Source organism: Pseudonocardia abyssalis (genome assembly GCF_019263705.2).
Taxonomy (GTDB): Bacteria; Actinomycetota; Actinomycetes; order Mycobacteriales; family Pseudonocardiaceae; genus Pseudonocardia; species Pseudonocardia abyssalis.
In genome coordinates this window covers 4028289-4049548 of record NZ_JADQDK010000001.1, presented here as the reverse complement: position 1 = coordinate 4049548, position 21260 = coordinate 4028289, and the positions used below count along the sequence as shown (strand labels likewise).

The following is a 21260-nucleotide window of genomic DNA, read 5'->3' as shown; positions in this document are numbered from 1 at the left end:
CCCGCCCCGATGGCAGCAAGGCCACTTTGCTGCCATCTCGTTGCGGCATGGTGGCTTTGCTGCCATTCGGGCGCGGGCATCCGGGGCGCGGCATCCGGGCTGGGAGCCGCGGACACGGAGCCGCGAGCCACGAGCCGGGGCGGGCGGGCGGCGGGGTCGGGTGTCAGGGGCTGATCAGCGGGAAGCCGGCCAGGCCGCGCCAGGCGAGGCCTGCGGCCAGCTCGACGGCCTCGTCGCGGGGCACGGTCTTGCCCGAGTCGAGCCAGTACTGCGCCGTGACCTGGCTCAGTCCGACCAGCCCGACGGCGAGCAGCCGTGCGCGCGGTTCGTCGAGCCCGGCGTCGGTGGTGACGGCCTCGGCGATGAGGTCGATGCAGCGGCTCGACGCCCCCTCGACGACGGCAGCCGCCTCCGGCTCGCCGCGCAGGTCGGACTCGAAGATCAGTCGGAACGAGCTGCCCTCGTCGGCGACGAAGTCGAAGTACGCCGAGACCGACGCGCGGGCGCGGTCGCGGTTGTCGCCGGGGTGGCTCAGCGCCGCACGGACGCGGTCGACCAGCTCGTCGGCGTAGGTCGTCAGCAGAGCCCGGTAGAGCTCCATCTTGCCGGGGAAGTGCTGGTAGAGCACCGGCTTGCTGACGCCGGCCTTCTCGGCGATGTCGTCCATCGCCGCGGAGTGGTAGCCCTGCGCGGCGAACACGTCGCGGGCGGCGACGAGCAGCTGCGCGCGGCGGGCGCTGCGGGAGAGGCGCGCCCCGCGGTTGGGGGGCGCGGTGGCCTCGGTCATCGGCCCGGGGAGTGGGTCATCGGCGGCGGCCTTCCGATCGCGTGCGTGCCCCGGTCCGGGGCGAAGCCACACACTACCCGCTGGTAGCCCCGATCGGGTGGGCCGCTCCCGTCGGGAAGCGGCAGCGCCCGCAGCGCGAGGACCAGCAGCGCGACGCAGGCCGGGACGGCCCCCGCGGTGGCCGGGCCCAGCGCGCCCGTGGTGGCCGTGGCCGCGCCGAGCGCGGCCGCGACCAGTGCCGCGACCTGTGCGGTCCGCCGCCTGCGGGTGCCCGCCCGCGGGGCCGTCGCCATCTCCAGCCAGCCGCGCGCCACCCCGTCCCACGCGACGCACCACACCTCGACCCCGCGCGCGGCGGCCCGTGCCGCGGCCTCGGTGGGGGACACGCCGTGGGCGGCCAGCCAGCCCGGCGGTCCGGCGAGTGCCGCGTGCGCGACGACCCGGTCCGGGCCGTCCAGCTCCGAGACCACTCCGCGCAGGCCGGTGGCGGGGTCGCCGTCGGGGTCGGACACGCCGGGCAGAGTCGCGTGCCGGGCCTGCGCCGCGGTGGCGACGGCGTGGCCGACCGGCGCCGTCCCGCCCTGCGCGACGTGCAGTGCGCCCGCCGTGCGCAGGACTCCGGGTCCGTGCGCGGCGGCCACGACGATCCGCGGCGGACCGTCGGCGAGCCGGGGGAGCAGCAGCAGGGCGCACGGGCATCCGGCCACCAGCACCGCGACCGCCGCAGCCGCCCCGCCGGCGGCGTCCCCCGCGCCCAGCCGGAATCCCAGCGCGGCCACGGAGAGAGCCGGGAGCGCCAACCCGAGCAGGCGCACCCCGCGGACCTCGCCCGGCGCACCACCGGGCCGGTCGCGGACGAGCAGCAGCGCCGCCAGCGCGGCCGCCGCGTCGAGCGCCAGCACCGGCGCTCCGGGCGGCTGGGTCATGCCGGGCACCCCGGCCCCGCCCATCAGCAGCACCGCCACCGACCAGCCGAGCGCGCCGAGCGCGCCCGCCCCCGTCAGCAGGCCGGTCGTGTCGCGGACGGAGCGCACCGACCGCAGCCCGACCAGTACCACCGGTACCGCCAGTGCGAGGGCGACCCACTGCCAGTTCCGGAACTGCCACGGAGGTGCCGCCGAGAGCACGACGACGGCCACCGTGGCGGCCGCCGCCGCACCGGTGCCGGGTCGCACGTCGGCCACGCGCGTCAGCCGACGTCGACGGTGAACTCGGCGGTCCGCACGACCCCGCCGTGCCGGAAGTCCAGGAACAGCCGGTACCCGCCGGACGCCGGCACCTCCGCGACGAACGCGACGCCGGGTCCCGAGCGGTCGGTCGGGGCGGGCGTCGCCGCGCTGGGGTGCACATGCAGGTAGGCGAGGTCGCTGCGGCGCAACGCGACGAGGTGGCCGAACGCGCCGAGGTAGGGCTCCAGGTCGGTGACCGGGGCGCCGTCGAGGCTGACGGTGGCGAACACCGGCGAGGACGTGCCGGGGACGAGGTCGCCGTCGAGCCGCACCTGGTAGCCGTCGACCTGCGCCACCCGCGACGGCCCGAACGGGATCGGGGTGAAGTCGCCGGGCGCGAACAGGTCGGTGCCCAGCACGAGCTCGGGGCCGCCGGTCGGCACGAAGTCGGCGTAGACGCGGTAGATCCCGCCCGCGGGCAGCGTCAGCGGGACCCGCCACACGCCGTCGGGCCCGAGCGCGGGGTGCAGGTGCTGGAACCCCGCGGCGTCGCGGCGCACCACGACGAGGTGCAGCAACTGCTCGTGTTCGACGTCGAACGCGGTGACCGGGGCCCCGTCCGATCCGGTGACGGTGAACGCGTACTCGCCCGCCATCCCCGGCTCCAGTGTGTCGACGGCCGGGACGAGCGTGTAGCCCGCGGCGGTGGCGGCGAGCCCGTCGGTGCCGCCGTCGTCCGCGCCGTGCGCCTGCCCGTCGGAGGACTGCCCGTCCGAGGAGTGCCCGCCGGACGGGTGGGCCGCCACGGCGGGAACGGCGGCGGGGGGCTCGCCGACCGCCGACCCCACGCCGAACGCCGCACCGAAGACGACGGCCAGCGCGGTGGCGTACCCGGCGACGCGGACCGCGGTGTTCATACCCGTACAACGCGCGACCCGACCGGCGGTGGCGGGTGGGTGTTGACAACTGAGGGCCCGTCACGTTACCTGTGGTAACAGTAACCACCGGTAACACCCAATGAAGGGTCCGGGCATGAAGGTCACCGACCGCGAGTCCGTCGCCGAGCGCCTCCTGCGCTCGTCCCTGGAGCACTCCTACGAGCCGGCGATCGACGTCGACTGGGACGCGGACCTCGTCGCGGGTCTCTACGGCATCAGTCCCGAACGCTGCTCGCTCTACGGCACCGACCTGTGGGACGGGCTGACCGAGGAGCAGAAGGTGACGCTGTCGATCCACGAGATCTGCAGCATCGCGCAGGTCGGGCTGTGGTTCGAGATGATCCTCATGCAGATGCTGCTCCGGTACTCCTACGACCGCGACCCGCGCACCGGCCACGTCCAGTACGCGCTCACCGAGATCGCCGACGAGTGCCGGCACTCGATCATGTTCGCCAAGCTCGCCGCCCGCTTCGACGTGCCCGACTACCGGCCGGGCGCGCTCGTGCACGCGCTCGGCGGGCTGTTCGCGGCGACCGCGGGCGGGGCGGCGATGTTCGCCAGCGTCCTGGTCGCGGAGGAGACCCTCGACCAGCTCCAGCGCGAGTCGATGCGCGACGAGCGCGTGCAGCCGCTGAGCCGCATGGTCAACCGGATCCACGTGACGGAGGAGGCGCGGCACGTCCGCTGGGCGCGCGAGGAGCTGGCGCGGCTGATGCCCCGGCTCACCGACCGCCAGCGACGGGTAGCGCAGACGCTGACGCCGGTCGTGTCGTTCGTCGTCATCCGCAGCCTGATCCACCCCGGGGTGTACGCGAGCGTCGGGCTCGACCCGGCCACCGCCCGCCGGGCGGCGCTGGCCAACCCGCACCACCGCGCGTCGATCGCCTGGTCGGCGCGCAAGCTCATGCCGTTCCTGCGGGAGGTCGGCATCGTGGGCGGGCCGCTCACCCGGTTGTGGCGGTGTGCCAACCTGATCGACCGGACGGACTAGTCGGGCGCTGCGGCGACGGGGGTGGGCGTGGACGAGATCATCGCCGACGTCGGGCGCAACTGGTACATCTACCTCTCGATGCCGCTGGTCGCGGCCGTCATCGGATACTTCACCAAGATTGTCGCGATCGAGATGATGTTCCGGCCACTGGAGTTTCGGGGCATCCCGCCGTACCTGGGCTGGCAGGGCATCGTGCCGCGGCGCGCGGCCCGGATGGCGAGCATCGTCTGCGACACGATGACCGAGAAGCTCATCAGCCCGGAGGAGATCTTCGACCGGCTCGACGCCGAGCGCGTGGCCAAGGAGATCGAGAAGCCGCTCCTGGACAACATCGAGACCATCACCCGGCAGGTCGCGACGCAGTTCCAGCCCGGGCTGTGGGAGTCGATCCCCGAGGCCGTGCGCCGGATCGTCATCGGGCGGGTGCAGAAGCAGGCGCCGGTGATCGTCGAGCACATGATGGCGGCGATCAAGGACGACATCGACGGGGTCTTCGACCTCAAGGACATGATCGTCACGAACCTGGTCAAGGACAAGGCGCTGCTCAACCGCATCTTCAAGGAGGCGGGGCACAAGGAGTTCGCGTTCATCCGGTACTCGGGGATCTACTTCGGCGCGATCATCGGGCTGCTCCAGGCGGTGGCCTGGGCCCTGCTCAAGCTGCCGATCATCATGCCGATCGCGGGCGGGCTGACGGGGTGGTTCACCGACTGGCTCGCCCTGAAGATGATCTTCAACCCGAAGCGGCCGACGCGGTACTTCGGCCTGTTCGTCTGGCAGGGGCTGTTCCTCAAGCGGCACAAGGAGGTGGCCGCGGCGTACGGGGAGCTGATCGCGAAGGAGATCATCACCCCGCACAACATCATCGAGGCCGTCCTCACCGGGCCCATGTCGGACAAGCTGTTCGTGATGGTGCAGAAGGAGGTCCAGGTCGTGCTGGACTCCCAGGCCGGGCTGGTCAAGCCGCTGCTGGTGTTCTCCGTCGGCAGCACCCGCTACCAGGAGATGAAGCGGATCGTCAGCGCCCAGGTGATGTCCGCGCTGCCGGAGACCATGGCCTACATGGAGGACTACGCCGAGGACGCCATGGACATCCGCAACATCCTGGTCACCAAGATGCAGGAGCTCTCGCCCGAGGAGTTCGAGGAGATCCTGCGCCCGGCGTTCTCCCAGGACGAGTGGATCCTGATCACGGTCGGGGCGGTACTCGGGTTCGCCGTCGGCGAGCTGCAGTCCTACGCGGTCGTGCACTTCTCCGTCTGACCCCGCGAGTCGCTGCTTCTCCGCCCGCGAGTCGCTGTTTCTCCGCCCGCGAGTCGCTGTTTCCGGGCCCGCGAGTCGCCGGTCCTCGACCCGCGAGTCGCGTGCTTCGCGCCCGTGATTCGCGGCGTCAACGGGCTGAGATCCGGCGACTCGCCGGGCGGGAAACAGCGACTCGCCGGCCGGGAAACAGCGACTCGCGGGCGGGGAACAGGCGACTCGCGGGCGGGAATGTGGCGACTCGCGGGTGGGTGTCAGTCGTCGCGGGGGTGGCGGCCGTTCCCGTCGGTCGCGCGGGGGAGGGGGACGTCCAGCGGCGCCGTGCGGGGCACGACGACCGCGGGCTCCGGCGGGAGGACCTGCTCCCACGCGTAGCGGGTGGGGCGGTCGACCACCGGCTCGACCCGGACCTGGGCCGCGCCCGCCGGTTCCGGGGCGGGCTCGACGTCGGCGTGCGGGTGGCAGGCGTCCCACAGGTCCCGGCCCAGCGGCGAGATCCGCACCGTCGCGCGGACGAACCGGGCCCGGCCCTCGGCGCGGGCGGCGTCCTCGGCGTCGCGCACCGTCTGGTCGGTCATGAGGATGTCGTACTGGACGTTCAGGTCCGTGGCGGCCTCGCCGAGCTCGACGAGGTCGAAGTGCAGCAGCCGCGACAGGTACCGCGGCACCGACGGCAGTACCGCGACCCCGGCCGCCCGCCCGACGGTCGAGGCGTAGGACAGCATCCGGCGCGACCCCGACACGCCGGTGCGGCAGTCGACGTGGACGACCGGGTAGGTGCTGCCGTCGGCGAGCGCGGACAGGATCCGGGCCTCGTCGGGGACGAGCTGGCGCAGCAGCGCGAGGTAGAGGTACTCCCTGGCCCGTTGCTTGGACTGCTCCAGCGACCGCCCCAGCAGCTCGGCCATCGCCACCCGCAGCGGCTCGGTCTGCTTCGGCGGCGGGGCGTTGCGCGTGGGGTTCTCGACCGGGCCGTCGGGGGCGCCGTCGTCGAGGGGGTCGACGGTGTCGAGTCGGCGGCGCAGCTCGGACAGCGCGACCCGTTCGAGCTGGCCGAGCTCGGACTCGACGGCCGCGGCCCCGGGCAGGCGGCGGGCCATCTCGGTGCCCGTGCGGGCGGCCCACCGGGCGAACGTGCCGGCCCGGGTGACGAGCGCCTCCGCCTGGGCGTTCAGCCCGTCGGCCGGGGACGGCGTGTTGTCGTGGGACACCGGGACACCCTCCGCGGAACGGGTCGGATGCGGCGGAAGCTATCACCGCCGCACATGTTACCGATGGTAACTCACACCACCAGGACTGGCCGGACGCCCGCCGCGGGGGTGATGCTCGGGGGGTGAGCACACAGGTATCGGCCGAGCGCGGCCTCCGCGAGCCGTGGCCCGGACGGGAGATCACCTCCGGCGGCGTCACCCTGCACGTCCGCGAGACGCCGGGGCCCGACGGGATCCCGGCCGTCTACGTCCACGGGCTGTCCGGCTCCGCGACGAACTGGACCGACCTCGCCGGGCTGCTGTCCGGGCGGGCCACGGGCACGGCCGTCGACCTCCCGGGGTTCGGCCACTCGCGCCCGCTCGCGACCCCGGACTGGTCGCCAGACGGCCACGCCGACGCCCTGATGTGCTTCCTGGCCGGCCGCGGCGAACGCGTGCACCTGCTCGGCAACTCCCTCGGCGGCGCGCTGTCGATCAGCGTCGCGGCCCGGCGGCCCGAGCTCGTCGCCTCGCTGACGCTGGTCTCCCCGGCGATGCCCGACCGCAGGCCCGACCCCCGCCGCATCGCCGACCCGCGGCTCGCGCTGGCCATGGTCCCGGTGCTCGGGCGGCGGGCGAAGGCGCAGATCGCGGAGCTGACGGCGACCGAGCGCGCCCGGCAGACGATCCGGCTGTGCTTCGGCGACCCGGGCGTCGTGCCGCCGCACCGGCTGGCCCAGGCGGTGGCCGAGCTCGAGGCGCGTGCGGGGCTGCCGTGGGCGCGCCAGGCCGTCATGGGCACCGCGGGTCAGATGATCGCGAGCTGGGCGCTGGGCGGGCTGTGGCGCCAGGCCGCGCGGGTGCAGGCGCCGACGCTCGTCGTCTGGGGCGGCCTCGACCGGCTCGTCTCGCCCCGGCTCGCGGCCCGCACCGCGGCGACGATCCCGGGTGCGCGGCTGCTGATGCTGCCCGGCGTCGGACACGTCGCGCAGATGGAGGCGCCGGAAGCCGTGGCCGAGGCGGTCGCCGAACTCTGGGAAGATCCCGCTGCGGTCTGACGTTGCCGCACACAGACGACGACAACCGAGGAGCATGTCCCATGGCGCTACCGCCGCTCGTGGAGCCGGCCGCCGAGCTGACGAAGGACGAGGTGGCGCGCTACAGCCGTCACCTGATCATCCCCGATGTGGGGATGACCGGGCAGAAACGGCTGAAGAACGCGAAGGTCCTGGTCGTGGGGGCGGGCGGCCTCGGCAGCCCGGCCCTGCTGTACCTGGCCGCCGCGGGCGTCGGCACGCTCGGGATCGCCGAGTTCGACGAGGTCGACGAGTCCAACCTGCACCGCCAGGTCATCCACGGCCAGTCCGACATCGGGCGGCCCAAGGGTGAGTCGGCGCGCGACTCGATCAAGGAGATCAACCCGTTCGTCGAGGTGCGGCTGCACCCGGTGCGGCTCGACAGCTCCAACGTGCTGGACATCTTCCGCGACTACGACCTCATCCTCGACGGCACCGACAACTTCGCCACCCGCTACCTGGTGAACGACGCCGCCGTGCTGTCGGGCAAGCCGTACGTCTGGGGCTCGATCTTCCGGTTCGAGGGCCAGGCGTCGGTGTTCTGGGAGGACGCGCCCAACGGCAAGGGCCTCAACTACCGCGACCTCTACCCCGAGCCGCCGCCCCCCGGCATGGTCCCGTCCTGCGCGGAGGGCGGCGTCCTGGGCGTGCTGTGCGCGTCGATCGGCTCGATCATGGTCAACGAGGCGATCAAGCTCATCACCGGCATCGGCGAGCCGCTGCTCGGCCGGCTGATGGTCTACGACGCGCTCGAGATGAGCTACCGCACGATCAACATCCGTAAGGACCCGGAGACGAAGCCGATCACCGAGCTGATCGACTACGACGCGTTCTGCGGTGTGGTGTCCGACGACGCACAGAGCGCCGCCGCGGGCCACACGATCACCGCGACCGAGCTCAAGGAGATGTTCGACGCGGGCAAGGACTTCGCCCTCATCGACGTCCGCGAGCCGCACGAGTACGAGATCGTCAAGATCCCGGGCTCGGTGCTCATCCCCAAGGACCGCATCCTGTCCGGTGAGGCACTCTCGGAGATCCCGCAGGACAAGCCTGTGGTGCTGCACTGCAAGTCCGGTGCCCGCTCCGCCGACGCGCTCGCGGCCCTGCACAAGGCCGGCTTCCGCGACGCCGTGCACGTCGGCGGCGGCGTGCTGGCGTGGGCCAACCAGGTGGACAGGAGCCTGCCCACCTACTGACGCCTCTCCGCCGACGAACGGCGCGCCCGCCCACTCCGGTGGGCCGGCGCGCCGTTCGTCGTAGGGCCCCGGGACCGCTGCAGGGTGACAGCGGGGTGGGCCGGTCCGTCGCGCCACGCGGCCGGCCGACGCTCTGCGCGCCGGCCGCGGACGGAGCGTGAGAATCGACCCCCTCATGTACGCAGCGTCACTCTGACCAGCGGGTACTTCCCACTTGGAGCAGTGACAACTTCGGCTCGTCGAGGTACGTTCGCCTCTCGGAAGATCAAGTTCAGCAGCCGCGGTGATCGTCACCCGGGCGGGTCTGCATCCGCCCGCCGTCGGCGGGGGGGCGTGGGGCGATGACCGAGGCGACACGGCGGTGCGCCCTGCCCGGGTGCGCGGTGGCCATCGAGGACCTGCCCGGCCGACCGCCGCGCCGCTACTGCACCGCGGCCCACCGCGCGGCCGCGCGGCAGGCCCGCCGCGCGTCGATGCAGTCCGGGTCCGACGCCCGGCTGGCGGCCACGCTGCCCTGGCTGGCCGAGCCGGCCGACGTGCCCGACGCGCCCGCACCGGGCGACCCCGATCCCTCCTCGGAGCCCGCGGCGGTCGCGCCGCAGGTGCCGGTCAACCGCGCCGCGCGCCGGCGGGCGGCCGCTCTCGTCCGCCGCTCCGACACCCCGCCCGGTCGTCGCACCCGCGGCCTGAACGCCCCGGTCCCGCACCGGCGCCGCGCGCTCGCGGTGCTCGGCGCGGCCGGGATCCTCGCCGGCGGCTACGCCGTCACCGCGTCGCAGCCGACGTCGCCGACGGCCACCGAGGCCGCCGCCGCGTCGGAGGAGGAGTGGGCCCGCGACGCGCGCGTCACGCTCGCCTCGGTCAACCGGCAGCTCGACACGATCGCGCAGGTCGAGGCCGAGTGGCTGCGGCTCCCCGCGGAGCAGCGCTCGGCGAGCCCGACCGCCCCGGTGGAGGCTCTGGAGCAGCGTCGCGAGCTGCTGGAGAACCGGCGCGCCACGCTGCTGTCGCAGCTCGACTCGTTCGAGGAGCTCGACGCCGTGCGCGCCGACCTCGCGGAGGCCGAGCGCAGCCTGTCCAGCCTGGAGACGACGCTGGCCGCGGCGCCCCCGCCGTCGCAGCGCTCGCCCGAGCAGGCCACGGCGCTCTCGGCGCTCGACGAGCAGCGTGACCTCCGGATCCGGCAGCGCGACGCCCGCCGCGACGAGCTGGCCGCGCTCGAGGGCGGGGTCGAGAACGCGGTGGCCCGCCCGCTGCCCGACGACGTCGCCGTGACCGAGCAGGTCGGCGAGGACGTCCGTCAGGTCATCCGCGGGGAGGACGTACCCACGCCTGCTCCGACCACCCCGCTGCCGACCCGCCCCGACGTCGTCGGCGGGCGCGAGGAGCCGGGCGGCGCCCCGCGCCAGGACGTCGACACCAGCGGCCCGCCCGAGCCACGGGGTCCGGGTGACGAGGCGGTCGGTGTGCCGCCGACCCCGCCACCCGCGGAGCCGGCCGTCCCGGCCCCGGTCCCGGCTCCCGAGGGCCCGGTCGACCAGCTCGCGCAGGGTGTCGACGGCGCCGTCGACGGCACCGCCGACACCGTCGGGGGAGTGCTCGACGGGGGTGCGCGCGAGCGGGACCGGGAGAGGTCGGCCGACCGGCCCGGTGAACCCGCCCCGGCCCCTGCTGAGGCTGCCCCCGCCGAATCGCGCCCTGCGGAGCCGGCCCCGGCCCCGGAGGAAGCGGCGGGGCCGGTCGACACCGTCGAGGACGTCGTCGACGGGCCGGCGCCCGGCGAGCCCGCAGCCCTGGACGTCGCAGCCCCGGACGTCGCAACCCCGGACGTCGCAACCCCGGACGTCGCAGGGGGGCCGGACGAGGCGGGCCCGGTCGGGGAGGTCGTCGACACGGTCGGGGGCGCGGTAGGCGAGGTCGTCGACGGGGCGGACCAGCCCGCCGACGAGGCGCGCGACCGCGATCGCGACCGCGGGGCCCGCGAGGACGCCGACGCGAAGCGCACCGCGGAGCAGGATTCCGTCCCGGCCCCTGCCGCGCCGGCGCCCGCCGCCGCGGCGCCCGCTCCCGTCGCGGACGCGATGCCCCCGGTCGTCGACGACCGGTACCCGGACACCCCGTCCGACCTGCGGGTCGCCCCGGCGGCCTCGGTCCGCGACGCCGACGGGGCACGGTCCGACGACACGTCACCGCCGGAGGACGGTGCCGCGGTCCGCGGCGCTCCGGTCCCGGGTGACCCGGCCCCGAGCGGCCCGTCCGACGACGCTGAGCTCGCCCTCGACGTCGTCCGGTCCACCCCGGCCGCGGCGTGGACCGCGCCGTTGGTCGAGGCGGCCGTCGAGGAGACAGCCCGCCAGGAGTCTGCCGACCCCGAGGCGTCCGCCTCCGCTCCGACGAGCACTTCGCCGATGAGCGGCGGCACCGGCACGACGGGCAGCGAGGAGGCCGTCGCGGCGGCTCTGGGCATGTGGGGTGTCGACGACGAGAGCATCGACGCCCTGAACGAGGCGGCAGCGTCGTCGGCGGCGGGGTCCGGCTCCGACGAGTCGGATCTCGCCGCGGCGTACGGGGTCCCGCCGGACTCCGCGTCCTCCTCGGACTCCGGGACGTCCTCGGGGTCCGGCTACGACCAGGCCGAGCTCGCGGCGGCCTACGAGCGGGCGGTCGTCGAGGCGTACGGGATCCCCGCGGACGAGCCCGACGGATCCGACGGTGCGGACCCGGACGGGTCCACCGGGATGTCCTCCCAGGACTCGGGCGGCACGTCGAACGACACCGACCCGACCTACGACACCGACCCGACCTACACCGACACGACCTACACCGACGACACGTCGGGCTACGCGGACAGCACGACCGGCGAGGACGCGGCAGGGGCCGACGACCCGTCGGGCACGGACGACTCCGACGCCGGCGACCAGGACGGCGACCAGGACGGCGACCAGGACGGCGACCAGGGCGGGGACCGGGACGGCGACCGGGGCGGGGACCGGGGCGGGGAAGAGGACGACCTGGAGATCGAGGACCTCTCGGAGGACCACCCCGGCCCGGCCGAGGACACCGGCGTCGACGACGTCGAGTACTCCGCGGACGCGGATACGGAGGACACGGACACGAACACGAACACGAACACGGACACGGACAACGGCGACACGGAGGGCTCCGACGCCGCCGACAGCGCCGAGGGGCCGGCGGACACCGTGGACGAGTCCGACTCGGCCGAGGACCCCGACGAGGATTCGGGCGGGGATTCCGACGACGGGGAGTCCGGCCAGGGGGACTGACGGTGACCACGGGGGCCGACCTGCACGATCCCCGCTACCCCGCCCCGCGTGGCGCCGTCGATCGCGGACCGTCCGCCGGTAGCGTGCCCGAACGTGACAGCAGCTCCCGTCCTCCCGAGCGGACCCACGGGGACCACCCTGCCGCCGCACGTCCGCACCGCCTTCGGCGTCCAGGACACCGATCCGCGCCCCGTCGTGTGGGCGGGCAGGCGGGCCTGGCACTGCGGCGACGTCCTCGTCCGCCCGGTGCCCGACAACGCCGTGGCCGCGTGGTCGGCCGGGGTCCTCGACGGCCTGCAGGTCGAGGGCCTGCGCCTCGCGCATCCGGTGCGGTCCTCCGACGGCCGCTGGGTCGTGGCCGGGTGGGCCGCGAGCCGCTACGTCCCGGGCGTGCTGGAGCCCCGCTACGACGCCGTGATCGAGGCGGCCAACCGTCTGCACGCCGCCACCGCCGAGCTGACCCGGCCTCGCGTCCTCGACGGCCGCGACGACCTCCTGGCCCGGTCTGCGGCCGCGGCGTGGGGGGAGCGCAGGCTCAGCCTCGACCCGGCCACCGGCGGCACCCTCTACGCGGAGCTGGCGGCGTACCGCACGGCGGTGCAGGTCACCCCGCAGGTCGTGCACGCGGAGCTGTTCGGCGCGGTCCTGTTCGACGGCGACGTGCCCGCTCTGGTCGATCTCGTGCCCGCGTGGCGCCCGAAGGAGTGGGCGGCCGCCGTCGTCGTCGTCGACGCCCTGGCCTGGGGCGGAGCCGACGACACCCTCCCGCACCGCTGGGCCCACCTCGACGAGTGGCCGCAGATGCTGCTGCGCGCCGCGCTCTACCGCCTCGCCCTGCACGCCCAGCACCCCGAGGCCTCCGCCCGCACCCTGCCCGGCCTGGAGCGCGCCGCCGGCCTGGTCACCGCCCTGCTCTGAGGCTCACACCTGCCGCAGGGCGCCGTGAGAACCGGTTATCGCGCGTGACACGTGAACCGGACGAGTCCGTAACGGGCCGTGCCTAGCGTTCGACGTCGACCCACCCGACGACGGAGAGATGAGGCCGGCGTGACCACGACGGACCAGGAGCAGCCCCAGGCACGGTCAGCGCTGGCCGGTCGGTGGATCGACCACTGGGACCCGGAGGACGCCGGGTTCTGGCAGCGCACCGGGGCGAAGGTCGCCAACCGCAACCTCTGGTTCTCGATCCTCTCGGAGCACATCGGGTTCTCGATCTGGACGATGTGGTCGGTGCTCGTCCTGTTCATGGGTCCCGAGTACGGCATCGACGCGGCGGGCAAGTTCTTCCTGGTCGCGGTGCCGACGCTGGTCGGGGCAATCCTGCGGCTGCCCTACACGTTCGCCGTCGCGCGCTTCGGCGGCCGCAACTGGACCGTCGTGTCCGCGCTGCTGCTGCTGCTCCCCACGATCCTGGCCGCGATCGTCATGCAGCCCGGCACGCCGTACTGGGTGTTCATCGCGGTCGCGGCCGTCGGCGGGCTCGGCGGCGGCAACTTCGCGTCGTCGATGACGAACATCAACGCGTTCTTCCCGGAGCGGAAGAAGGGCTGGGCCCTCGGGCTCAACGCCGGTGGCGGCAACATCGGCGTGCCGGTGATCCAGCTGATCGGCCTGCTCATCATCGCCACCGCGGGCACCGGAGCGCCGCGCGTCCTGCTGGGTGTCTACATCCCGCTCATCCTGGTCGCGGCCGTGTTCGCCGCGATCAAGATGGACAACCTGACGTCGGTCAAGAACGACACCGGTGCGTTCCGGGAGTCGATCCAGGAGAGCCAGACCTGGGTCATGGCGTTCCTCTACATCGGCACGTTCGGCTCGTTCATCGGCTACAGCTTCGCGTTCGGCCTGGTTCTGCAGAACCAGTTCGGCCGCACGCCGCTGGAGGCCGCGGCCGTCACCTTCATCGGCCCGCTGCTCGGCTCGCTGATCCGCCCCGTCGGCGGCACGCTCGCCGACAAGCTGGGCGGCGCCCGCGTCACGTTCTGGAACTTCCTCGCGATGGTCGTCGCGACCGCCGTGATCATCGGGGCGTCGGCGATCGACTCGCTGGGCCTGTTCACGGCCGGGTTCGTGCTGCTGTTCGTGTTGACGGGGTTGGGCAACGGCTCGACCTACAAGATGATCCCGGCGATCTTCCGCGGCCAGGCGCGGGTCGCGATCGCGGCCGGCGCCGACGAGGGGGCGTCCTACCTGCGGGCCCGCCGCATCTCCGGTGCCGTGATCGGTATCGCGGGCGCGGTCGGGGCGCTCGGCGGGCTGTTCATCAACCTGGCGTTCCGCCAGTCGTTCATGACGACGCAGTCCGGCGACACGGCGTACTGGTCGTTCCTCGCGTTCTACGTCGTCTGTGCCGTGGTGACCTACGTCGTCTACCTGCGACCGGCCCCGGTCGACGCCACCGCGCCGCGTGCCGCGTACGCCGGCGTCTGACCGTTCACGACCGCACACGATCGGCCGGCTTCACGGAGCGTGAGAATCTCACTCTCCGTGAAGCCGGCCGGTGTCGTCAGTTGAGCGGCTGCGTGCCCTCGGGCAGCGCCCCGCCGGCGAGCAGGTCCTTCGTCAGGCCGGCCAGGTGGGTCAGCGCCGAGCGCTGCGTCCACGGGCCGAACGAGATGCGCGCGACGCCGAGCTCGGCCAGGCGGGCCTGCGGCAGCGACCCGGGCACGTTGATCACGCTGACCTTGCGCTCGCCGATGCCCTCGACGAGCGCGACGACGGTGGGCTCGTCGAGCTTGCCGGGGACGAACACGCACGGCGCACCGGCGTCGACGAACGCGCGGCCGCGCTCGATCGCGTCCTTGAGCACGTCGGCCTTGTCGCGGTCGCCCGCCTTGACGAACGCGTCGGTGCGCGCGTTGAGGACGAAGTCGACGCCTTCGGACTCGCCCGCCTTCAACGCGGCCTCGACCGCGGCGACGGCCTCGGCCAGCGGCGCCATCTTGTCCTCGAGGTTGGCCCCGACGATGCCGACGCCGATCGCGCGGCGCACGGTCTCGCCCGCGTCGCCGTACCCGCTCTCGAGGTCGGCGGTGACGGGGATGTCGACGGCGGCGGCGATGCGCCCCACCATGTCGATCATCAGGTCGCGGGGGATGTTCTCCCCGTCGGCGTAGCCCAGCGTCGCGGCGATGGAGTGGCTGGCGGTGGCGAGGGCCTTGCTGCCCTGGTCGGCGACGACCTTCGCGCTGATCGCGTCCCAGACGTTGACGACGACGAGGATCTCGGGATCGGAGTGCAGACGCCGCAGCTCGGCGGCCTTATCGGAGAGGGTCACGGGCGCAGGCTACGTCGGGTGCGACCGCCCTGCCGGGCCGCGGGGCTCACCGCTCCCACCTGCCGATGTGCGGGGCGCGTAACCCCGGTGTCATCCGACGCCGCGTGTCCGTAACGGCCGCTACCTACCGTCGGCGCCATGTTGGAACTCGTCGTCATCGGCAACGGGATGGTCGGGCACCGCCTCGTGCAGGCCCTCTGTGATCGCGATTCCGCGGGCACCTGGCACATCACTGTGCTGGGCGAGGAGACCCGTCCCGCCTACGACCGGGTGGCCCTGTCGTCCTACGTCGACGGGGTGAGTGCCGAGGACCTGACGCTGCCCTCCCTCACCGTCGACCTGCACCTCGGCGACCCCGCCGTCGCGATCGACCGCGACACGCGACGGATCACCACGGAGACCGGCCGCGTCCTGCCCTACGACGCGCTCGTGCTCGCGACCGGTTCGGTGCCGTTCGTGCCGCCGGTGCCCGGCCGCGACCTCCCCGGCTGCTTCGTCTACCGCACCCTCGACGACCTCGACGCGATCAAGGCGGCCGCCGCCGACGCCGTGGCCCGGCCCGGTGCCGGCCGGCGGTCCGCGGTCGTCGTGGGCGGGGGCCTGCTCGGCCTGGAGGCGGCCCGCGCGCTGCGCTCGCTGGGGCTCTCGCCGCAGGTCGTCGAGATCGCGCCCCGGCTCATGCCGGTGCAGGTCGACGAGGGCGGCGGGGCGTTGCTGCGACGGCTGGTCGAGACGGAGGAGCTGCAGGTGCGCTGCGGTGTCTCCGTCAACGGGATCGCCGAGGATCGCGGGCGGCTGGTGGCCACCCTGTCCGACGGTGTCGAGCTGGACGCCGACCTCGTCGTCTTCTCCGCCGGCATCCGGCCCGCCGACGCGTTGGCCCGCGCGGCCGGGCTGCCGGTGGGGGAGCGCGGCGGGGTGCTCGTCGACAACCGCTGCCGGACCTCCGACGAGCATGTCTGGGCGATCGGCGAGGTCGCGGCACTGGAGGGGCGCACCTACGGGCTCGTGGCGCCGGGGTACGCGATGGCCGAGGTCGTCGCCGACCGGCTGCTCGGCGGTCCCGCGACGATGACGCCCGAGGAACTCGACATGTCGACGCAGCTCAAGATGCTGGGCGTCGACGTGGCCAGCTTCGGCGACGCCCAGGCGACCACCCCCGGTGCGCTGGAGGTGGTCGTCAACGACCCGGTGGCCGGGACCTACGCCAAGCTGGTGATCTCCGACGACGCCCGCACGCTGCTCGGCGGCGTGCTCGTCGGCGACGCCTCGAAGTACGCCGCGCTGCGCCCGCTGGTCGGCTCGCCGCTGCCCGCCGACCCGGTCGCGCTGATCGCGCCCGGGGGTGTGGAGCTGGGGGCCGACGCCCTGCCGGACTCGGCCCAGATCTGCTCCTGCAACTCCGTCACCAAGGGCGCGATCGTGCACGCGATCGGCGACGGCGCCGACACCGTGGCCGCGTTGAAGAGCTGCACCAGGGCCGGCACCAGCTGCGGATCGTGCGTGCCGCTGCTCAAGAAGCTGCTGATCGACTCCGGCGTGCAGGTCTCGAAGGCGCTGTGCGAACACTTCGCGCAGTCGCGGGCGGAGCTGTTCGAGATCGTCGCCGGGTCGGGGATCCGGACGTTCTCCGAGCTGGTGTCGCGCTTCGGTCAGGGGCGCGGTTGCGACATCTGCAAGCCCGCCGTCGCGTCGATCCTCGCCTCGCTCGGCACCGGGCACGTCCACGACGGCGAGCAGGCGACCCTGCAGGACACCAACGACCACTTCCTCGCCAACCTGCAGCGCAACGGCACCTACTCGGTGGTGCCGCGGCTGCCCGGCGGGGAGGTGAGCCCCGCGCAGCTGATCACGATCGGCGAGGTCGCCCGTGACTTCGGGCTCTACACCAAGATCACCGGCGGGCAGCGGATCGACATGTTCGGCGCCCGCGTCGAACAGCTTCCCGCGATCTGGCGCCGGCTCGTCGACGCCGGGTTCGAGTCCGGGCACGCGTACGGGAAGTCGCTGCGCACGGTGAAGTCGTGCGTCGGGACGACGTGGTGCCGCTACGGCGTGCAGGACTCGGTCGGGCTCGCGGTGGCGCTGGAGCTGCGGTACCGGGGGCTGCGGGCGCCGCACAAGTTCAAGTCCGGGGTGTCGGGGTGTGCGCGCGAGTGCGCGGAGGCCCGCAGCAAGGACTTCGGGATCATCGCCACCGAGGAGGGCTGGAACCTCTACGTCGGCGGCAACGGCGGGTTCACCCCGCGGCACGCCGAGCTGCTGGCCTCGGACCTGGACACCGAGACCCTCGTGAAGCTCATCGACCGGTACCTCATGTTCTACATCCGCACCGCCGACCGGCTGCAGCGCACGGCGCCGTGGATCGAGTCGCTCGACGGCGGCCTCGACCACCTGCGCGCGGTCGTCGTCGAGGACTCCCTCGGCATCTGCGCCGACCTGGAGGCCGCGATGGAGCAGCACGTGGGCAGCTACGCCGACGAGTGGCGCGGGGTGCTGGAGGACGAGGAGAAGCTCGCGCGGTTCGTGTCCTTCGTCAACGCGCCCGACACGCCCGACCCGCTGGTGCAGACCCGCGAGGAGCGCGGGCAGCGCGTGCCGGTCGCGCTCGGGCTGCCGGGGGTGGGGGCGTGACGGCCACGGAGACCACGGTCCGCTGGGCGACCATCTGCCCGCTCGACCGGTTGATGCCCGAGCGCGGGGTCGCGGCGCTCGTCGGGGACGTCCAGGTGGCGATCTTCCGGCTGCACGACGGCTCCGTGCACGCCGTCGGCAACGTCGACCCGTTCTCCGGGGCCGCGGTGATGTCGCGCGGGATCGTCGGCGACCGGGGCGGCGTGTCGACCGTCGCGTCACCGATCTACAAGCAGGTGTTCAGCCTCGTCGACGGGCGCTGCCTCGACGACGCCGACGTGTCGTTGCCCTCTTATCCGGTGCGCGTCGCGGACGGACAGCTGGACGTCGGGCTACCGTGGTAGCCGCCGTGACCACCACCACCGCATCCACCACGTCCCCCGTCGAGGTCCCCCCGCTGGCCGGGTTCACCATCGGCGTCACGGCCGCGCGACGGGCCGAGGAGCTCGGCACGATGCTGGAGCGCCGCGGAGCGTGCGTGCTGCACGGGCCCGCGCTCCGGATCGTCCCGGTCTCCGACGACACCGACCTGCAGGCCGCCACGCGCGACCTCATCGCGCGCCCGCCCGACATCACCGTCGCCACCACCGGGATCGGCTACCGCGGCTGGGTCGAGGCCGCCGACGGCTGGGGCCTCGGCGAGGACCTCCTCGCCGCGCTGGGCTCCGGCACGCTGCTCGCCCGCGGCCCGAAGGCGCGCGGGGCGATCCGGGCGTCCGGGCTGGTCGACGCGTGGTCGCCGCCGTCGGAGTCGTCGGCGGAGGTGCTGGAGTACCTGCTCGCGGGCCCGCTCGAGGGCAAGCGGATCGCGGTGCAGCTGCACGGCGAGCCGCTGCCCGACGTCGTCGAGGCGCTGGAGATCGCGGGCGCGTCCGTCGTCCAGGTGCCGGTGTACCGGTGGCTCCCGCCCGCCGACCTCGGCCCGCTCGATCGCCTGCTCGACTCCGTGCTCGCCGGCTCCGTCGACGCCCTCGCGTTCACCAGCGCCCCCGCCGCGGCGAGCCTGCTGGCCCGCGCCGGCGAGCGCGGTGTGCGCGAGGACCTGATCGCCGTCCTGCGCGGGCCGGTCCTGTCGCTGTGCGTCGGGCCGGTCACGGCGGCGCCGCTGGAGGCCGTCGACATCCCGACGGTGCAGCCGCAGCGCTCCCGCCTCGGGGCGATGGTGCGCAAGCTCGAGGCCGAGATGCCCGACCGGGCCCGCCGGCTTCCGGTCGCCGGGCACCTCCTGGAGCTGCGCGGGCAGGCCGTGCTCGTCGACGGTCGGCTGCGCGCGGTGCCACCCGCGGGCATGGCGCTGCTGCGGAGCCTCGCCCGCCGTCCCGGCCGGGTGGTGGGCCGCGCCGACCTGCTGCGCGCGCTGCCCGGCGGGGGCGACGACGAGCACGCCGTGGAGACGGCGATGGCGCGGCTGCGAGCCTCGCTGGGCGAGCCGAAGCTGGTGCAGACCGTGGTCAAGCGGGGGTACCGGCTCGCGCTCGATCCCACGGGCGGCGGGCACTGCCAGAACGGGGACGGCCGGTGAACCTGCTGCTCGTCGCGCACGGCACACGCGACCCGGCCGGTGCGGTCGTCACGGAGGCGGTGGCCGCACTCGTCCGGCACCGGCTCGGGGTGCGCGTCGAGCCCTGCTACGTCGACGTGCGGCACCCGACGCCGTCCGACGCACTCGCGGACCTGCCCGGGCCCTGCGTCGCCGTCCCGATGTTCCTGGCCGCGGGCTACCACGTGCGTGTCGACGTCCCGTCGCAGATCAGCGCGACGGGACGCTCCGACGTCGTGATCGGGGAGACGTTCGGACCCGATCCCGCTCTCGTCGGCGCGGCGGCCGACCGGCTGCGCACGGCGGGGCTGCGCGACGGGGACGCCGTCGTGCTCGCCGTCGCCGGGTCCAGCGACCCCTACGCGCAGGCCGACGGCGAGCGCGCCGCCCGGCGGCTGGGCCGTGCTCTGTCCCGTCCCGTCACGCTCGCGACCATCGCCACCGGCGGCCCGAGGGTGGGCGACGCGGTCGCCGCGCTGCGCGACGGCGGGGCCCGGCGGGTCGCGGTGGCGTCCTGGCTGCTCGCCCCCGGGCTGTTCCAGCGCACGCTCGACGAGTGCGGGGCCGACGTCGTGGGGGCCCCGATCGCCGCGCACGACGCCGTGGTCGAGCTGGTGGTGGACCGGTACCGGGCCGCGACGGCCGCGCAGCGGGACACGGCGGAACTGCGCACGGCCTGACCGGTCGGCGTTCGGCCGCCGGGGAACCGGGGTCGTCCGCAGTCGGTTCCATGCAGCTCGGTGCGGTTGTGCGGGTCAGCGCGGGTCGGCTCGGCGGCGGCGGGGGAGCCGGCCGTCGACCAGGAGGACGCCCTCGGCGCGCAGGCGGGCACTCTGCTCCCGCGCGACCTGGGGCGCGCACGTCCCGTCGGCGCGCAGGACGCGGTGCCACGGCAGGTCGTGGCCGTCCTCGGAGAGGATCCGGCCGACGAGCCGTGCGCGGCCGGGGAGCCCGGCCCGCGCGGCGACCTCGCCGTAGCTCGACGTCTCGCCCGGCGGGATCGCGCGGACCACCTCGCGGATCCGCTCGACGGTCTCCTCGTCGATCACCGCAGGAACGCGCGGATGTGCTCCGCGACCTCGGCCGTGCGCTCCAGGAACACCATGTGCCCGGAGTCGACCGGGGCGACGGTGAGGTCGTCGCCGAGGGCGGCGCGGCAGGCGTCGACCCACGCCGGGGCGACGAAGTCGGCCTTCGTGGCCGGGACGAGCAGCGTCGGCCCGACGGGGGTGATCGCGGTACGCGCCATCTCGCCCCAGGCCGCGACGACGGCGGCGCGGGAGTAGCGGTAGCGCCACCGGTCGCCGTCGGGGACGAGATGGGCGGCGAGCTCGGCGTCCACGAGGTCGGCGGCGATGCCCTCCCAGCGCTGGGTGCGGTCGGCGCGGGCGGCGGCGAGATCGGGGTAGGACTCGTCGGCGCGGGTGTCCTCGGCGGTCTCCAGCATGTCCTGGGGGTCGAGGCCGATGGCGGGGTCGAGCAGGACGAGCCTCTCGACGCGCTCGGGCGCGATCCGGGTCAGGTGTACCGCGATCGCGCCGCCGAAGGAGTGCCCGATCACCGGGACGCGGTCGAGCCCCTCGGCGTCGAGGACGGCGAGGAGGTCGGTGACGTGCTGCTCGAACCCCCAGGGCGGGGCCCATGGGGAGCGGCCGTGGCCGCGCAGGTCGACCCCGATCAGGCGGTGGTCGGGCAGGGCGTCGGCGAGGACCCGCCAGCGCTCCCCGTGCCCGGTGACGCCGTGCAGGGCGAGGACCGGATCACCGTCACCGAACGAGTGCAGATGCAGCGGGCTCACGGTGGGGATGCTCGCACGGGCGGGTCCGGGATGGCAGTAAAGCCACCTTGCCGCGAAGAGACGGCAGCAAGGTGGCTTTGCTGCACTACGCACGCGCACCCCACCGCGGAACTGTCGGGG

The 21260-nt window shown here is 74.2% G+C and carries 18 protein-coding genes; 11 read left to right on the top strand and 7 right to left on the bottom strand.

Annotation, left to right across the window (positions count from 1 at the left end):
• Positions 1–163: 163 nt before the first annotated feature.
• Genes I4I81_RS19510 through I4I81_RS19500 form a run of 3 tightly spaced genes read right to left on the bottom strand, consistent with a single transcriptional unit; the run spans position 164 to position 2873 of the window.
• A complete protein-coding gene (locus I4I81_RS19510) occupies positions 164–787 on the bottom strand; it encodes a TetR/AcrR family transcriptional regulator (protein WP_218616245.1) in 624 nt (207 codons plus the stop codon).
• Positions 784–1971, bottom strand: coding sequence for a hypothetical protein (locus tag I4I81_RS19505; protein ID WP_218605587.1), 1188 nt, complete (start codon positions 1969–1971; stop codon positions 784–786). Before I4I81_RS19505 ends, I4I81_RS19510 begins: the two co-directional genes overlap by 4 nt.
• A gap of 5 nt (positions 1972–1976) precedes the next feature.
• The gene (locus I4I81_RS19500) at positions 1977–2873 is read right to left on the bottom strand and encodes a DUF8832 domain-containing protein (protein ID WP_218605586.1); all 897 of its coding nucleotides are present in this window, start codon (positions 2871–2873) and stop codon (positions 1977–1979) included.
• Positions 2874–2988: 115 nt separating this feature from the next.
• Between I4I81_RS19500 and I4I81_RS19495 the strand changes: the two genes are divergently transcribed.
• Together I4I81_RS19495 and I4I81_RS19490 are read left to right on the top strand one after the other, a co-directional pair.
• Positions 2989–3885 carry an AurF N-oxygenase family protein gene (locus I4I81_RS19495; protein WP_218605585.1) on the top strand — a complete coding sequence of 299 codons (897 nt, stop codon included), beginning with the start codon at positions 2989–2991 and terminating at the stop codon, positions 3883–3885.
• A 78-nt stretch (positions 3886–3963) separates the two neighbouring features.
• Entirely contained in the window at positions 3964–5148 is a 1185-nt protein-coding gene (locus I4I81_RS19490; protein ID WP_218605589.1) for a DUF445 domain-containing protein, read from the top strand.
• A 251-nt stretch (positions 5149–5399) separates the two neighbouring features.
• On the opposite strand, the gene I4I81_RS19485 is transcribed toward I4I81_RS19490, so the two are convergent.
• Complete coding sequence (locus I4I81_RS19485) at positions 5400–6356, bottom strand: Abi-alpha family protein (RefSeq protein WP_226363463.1); 957 nt, start codon at positions 6354–6356, stop codon at positions 5400–5402.
• Positions 6357–6478: 122 nt separating this feature from the next.
• On the opposite strand from I4I81_RS19485, the gene I4I81_RS19480 reads away from it, so the two are divergent.
• From I4I81_RS19480 to I4I81_RS19460, 5 genes are all read left to right on the top strand, one after another.
• Positions 6479–7393 (top strand): alpha/beta fold hydrolase, encoded by a 915-nt coding sequence (locus I4I81_RS19480; RefSeq protein ID WP_226363462.1) that lies wholly within the window; start codon positions 6479–6481, stop codon positions 7391–7393.
• Positions 7394–7434: 41 nt separating this feature from the next.
• Positions 7435–8607: an adenylyltransferase/sulfurtransferase MoeZ gene (gene moeZ / locus I4I81_RS19475; protein ID WP_218616244.1), complete on the top strand. Its 1173-nt coding sequence runs from the start codon at positions 7435–7437 to the stop codon at positions 8605–8607.
• A 341-nt stretch (positions 8608–8948) separates the two neighbouring features.
• The gene (locus I4I81_RS19470) at positions 8949–11891 is read left to right on the top strand and encodes a hypothetical protein (protein ID WP_218616243.1); all 2943 of its coding nucleotides are present in this window, start codon (positions 8949–8951) and stop codon (positions 11889–11891) included.
• A 93-nt stretch (positions 11892–11984) separates the two neighbouring features.
• A complete protein-coding gene (locus tag I4I81_RS19465) occupies positions 11985–12809 on the top strand; it encodes a TIGR02569 family protein (RefSeq protein WP_218616242.1) in 825 nt (274 codons plus the stop codon).
• A gap of 129 nt (positions 12810–12938) precedes the next feature.
• A complete protein-coding gene (locus I4I81_RS19460) occupies positions 12939–14321 on the top strand; it encodes a nitrate/nitrite transporter (protein ID WP_226363461.1) in 1383 nt (460 codons plus the stop codon).
• 76 nt (positions 14322–14397) lie between these two features.
• Here the strand turns inward: I4I81_RS19460 and I4I81_RS19455 are convergent, their stop codons facing one another.
• Positions 14398–15168: an isocitrate lyase/PEP mutase family protein gene (locus I4I81_RS19455; protein ID WP_218603010.1), complete on the bottom strand. Its 771-nt coding sequence runs from the start codon at positions 15166–15168 to the stop codon at positions 14398–14400.
• A 138-nt stretch (positions 15169–15306) separates the two neighbouring features.
• Between I4I81_RS19455 and nirB the strand changes: the two genes are divergently transcribed.
• Genes nirB through I4I81_RS19435 form a run of 4 tightly spaced genes read left to right on the top strand, consistent with a single transcriptional unit; the run spans position 15307 to position 20022 of the window.
• Positions 15307–17802, top strand: coding sequence for a nitrite reductase large subunit NirB (nirB, locus tag I4I81_RS19450; protein WP_218603011.1), 2496 nt, complete (start codon positions 15307–15309; stop codon positions 17800–17802).
• Positions 17799–18146 carry a nitrite reductase small subunit NirD gene (gene nirD, locus I4I81_RS19445; RefSeq protein WP_218603012.1) on the top strand — a complete coding sequence of 116 codons (348 nt, stop codon included), beginning with the start codon at positions 17799–17801 and terminating at the stop codon, positions 18144–18146. The genes nirB and nirD overlap by 4 nt, the downstream gene beginning before the upstream one ends.
• A gap of 5 nt (positions 18147–18151) precedes the next feature.
• Positions 18152–19324, top strand: coding sequence for a uroporphyrinogen-III synthase (locus I4I81_RS19440; protein ID WP_218603013.1), 1173 nt, complete (start codon positions 18152–18154; stop codon positions 19322–19324).
• Positions 19321–20022, top strand: a complete 702-nt coding sequence (locus tag I4I81_RS19435) for a sirohydrochlorin chelatase (protein WP_218603014.1) — start codon at positions 19321–19323, stop codon at positions 20020–20022. The genes I4I81_RS19440 and I4I81_RS19435 overlap by 4 nt, the downstream gene beginning before the upstream one ends.
• Positions 20023–20097: 75 nt before the next feature.
• Here I4I81_RS19435 and I4I81_RS19430 read toward each other — a convergent pair whose 3' ends face one another.
• Positions 20098–20388 (bottom strand): MGMT family protein, encoded by a 291-nt coding sequence (locus I4I81_RS19430; protein ID WP_218603019.1) that lies wholly within the window; start codon positions 20386–20388, stop codon positions 20098–20100.
• Positions 20388–21140: an alpha/beta fold hydrolase gene (locus tag I4I81_RS19425; RefSeq protein ID WP_226363460.1), complete on the bottom strand. Its 753-nt coding sequence runs from the start codon at positions 21138–21140 to the stop codon at positions 20388–20390. Before I4I81_RS19425 ends, I4I81_RS19430 begins: the two co-directional genes overlap by 1 nt.
• Between the last annotated feature and the right edge of the window lie 120 nt (positions 21141–21260).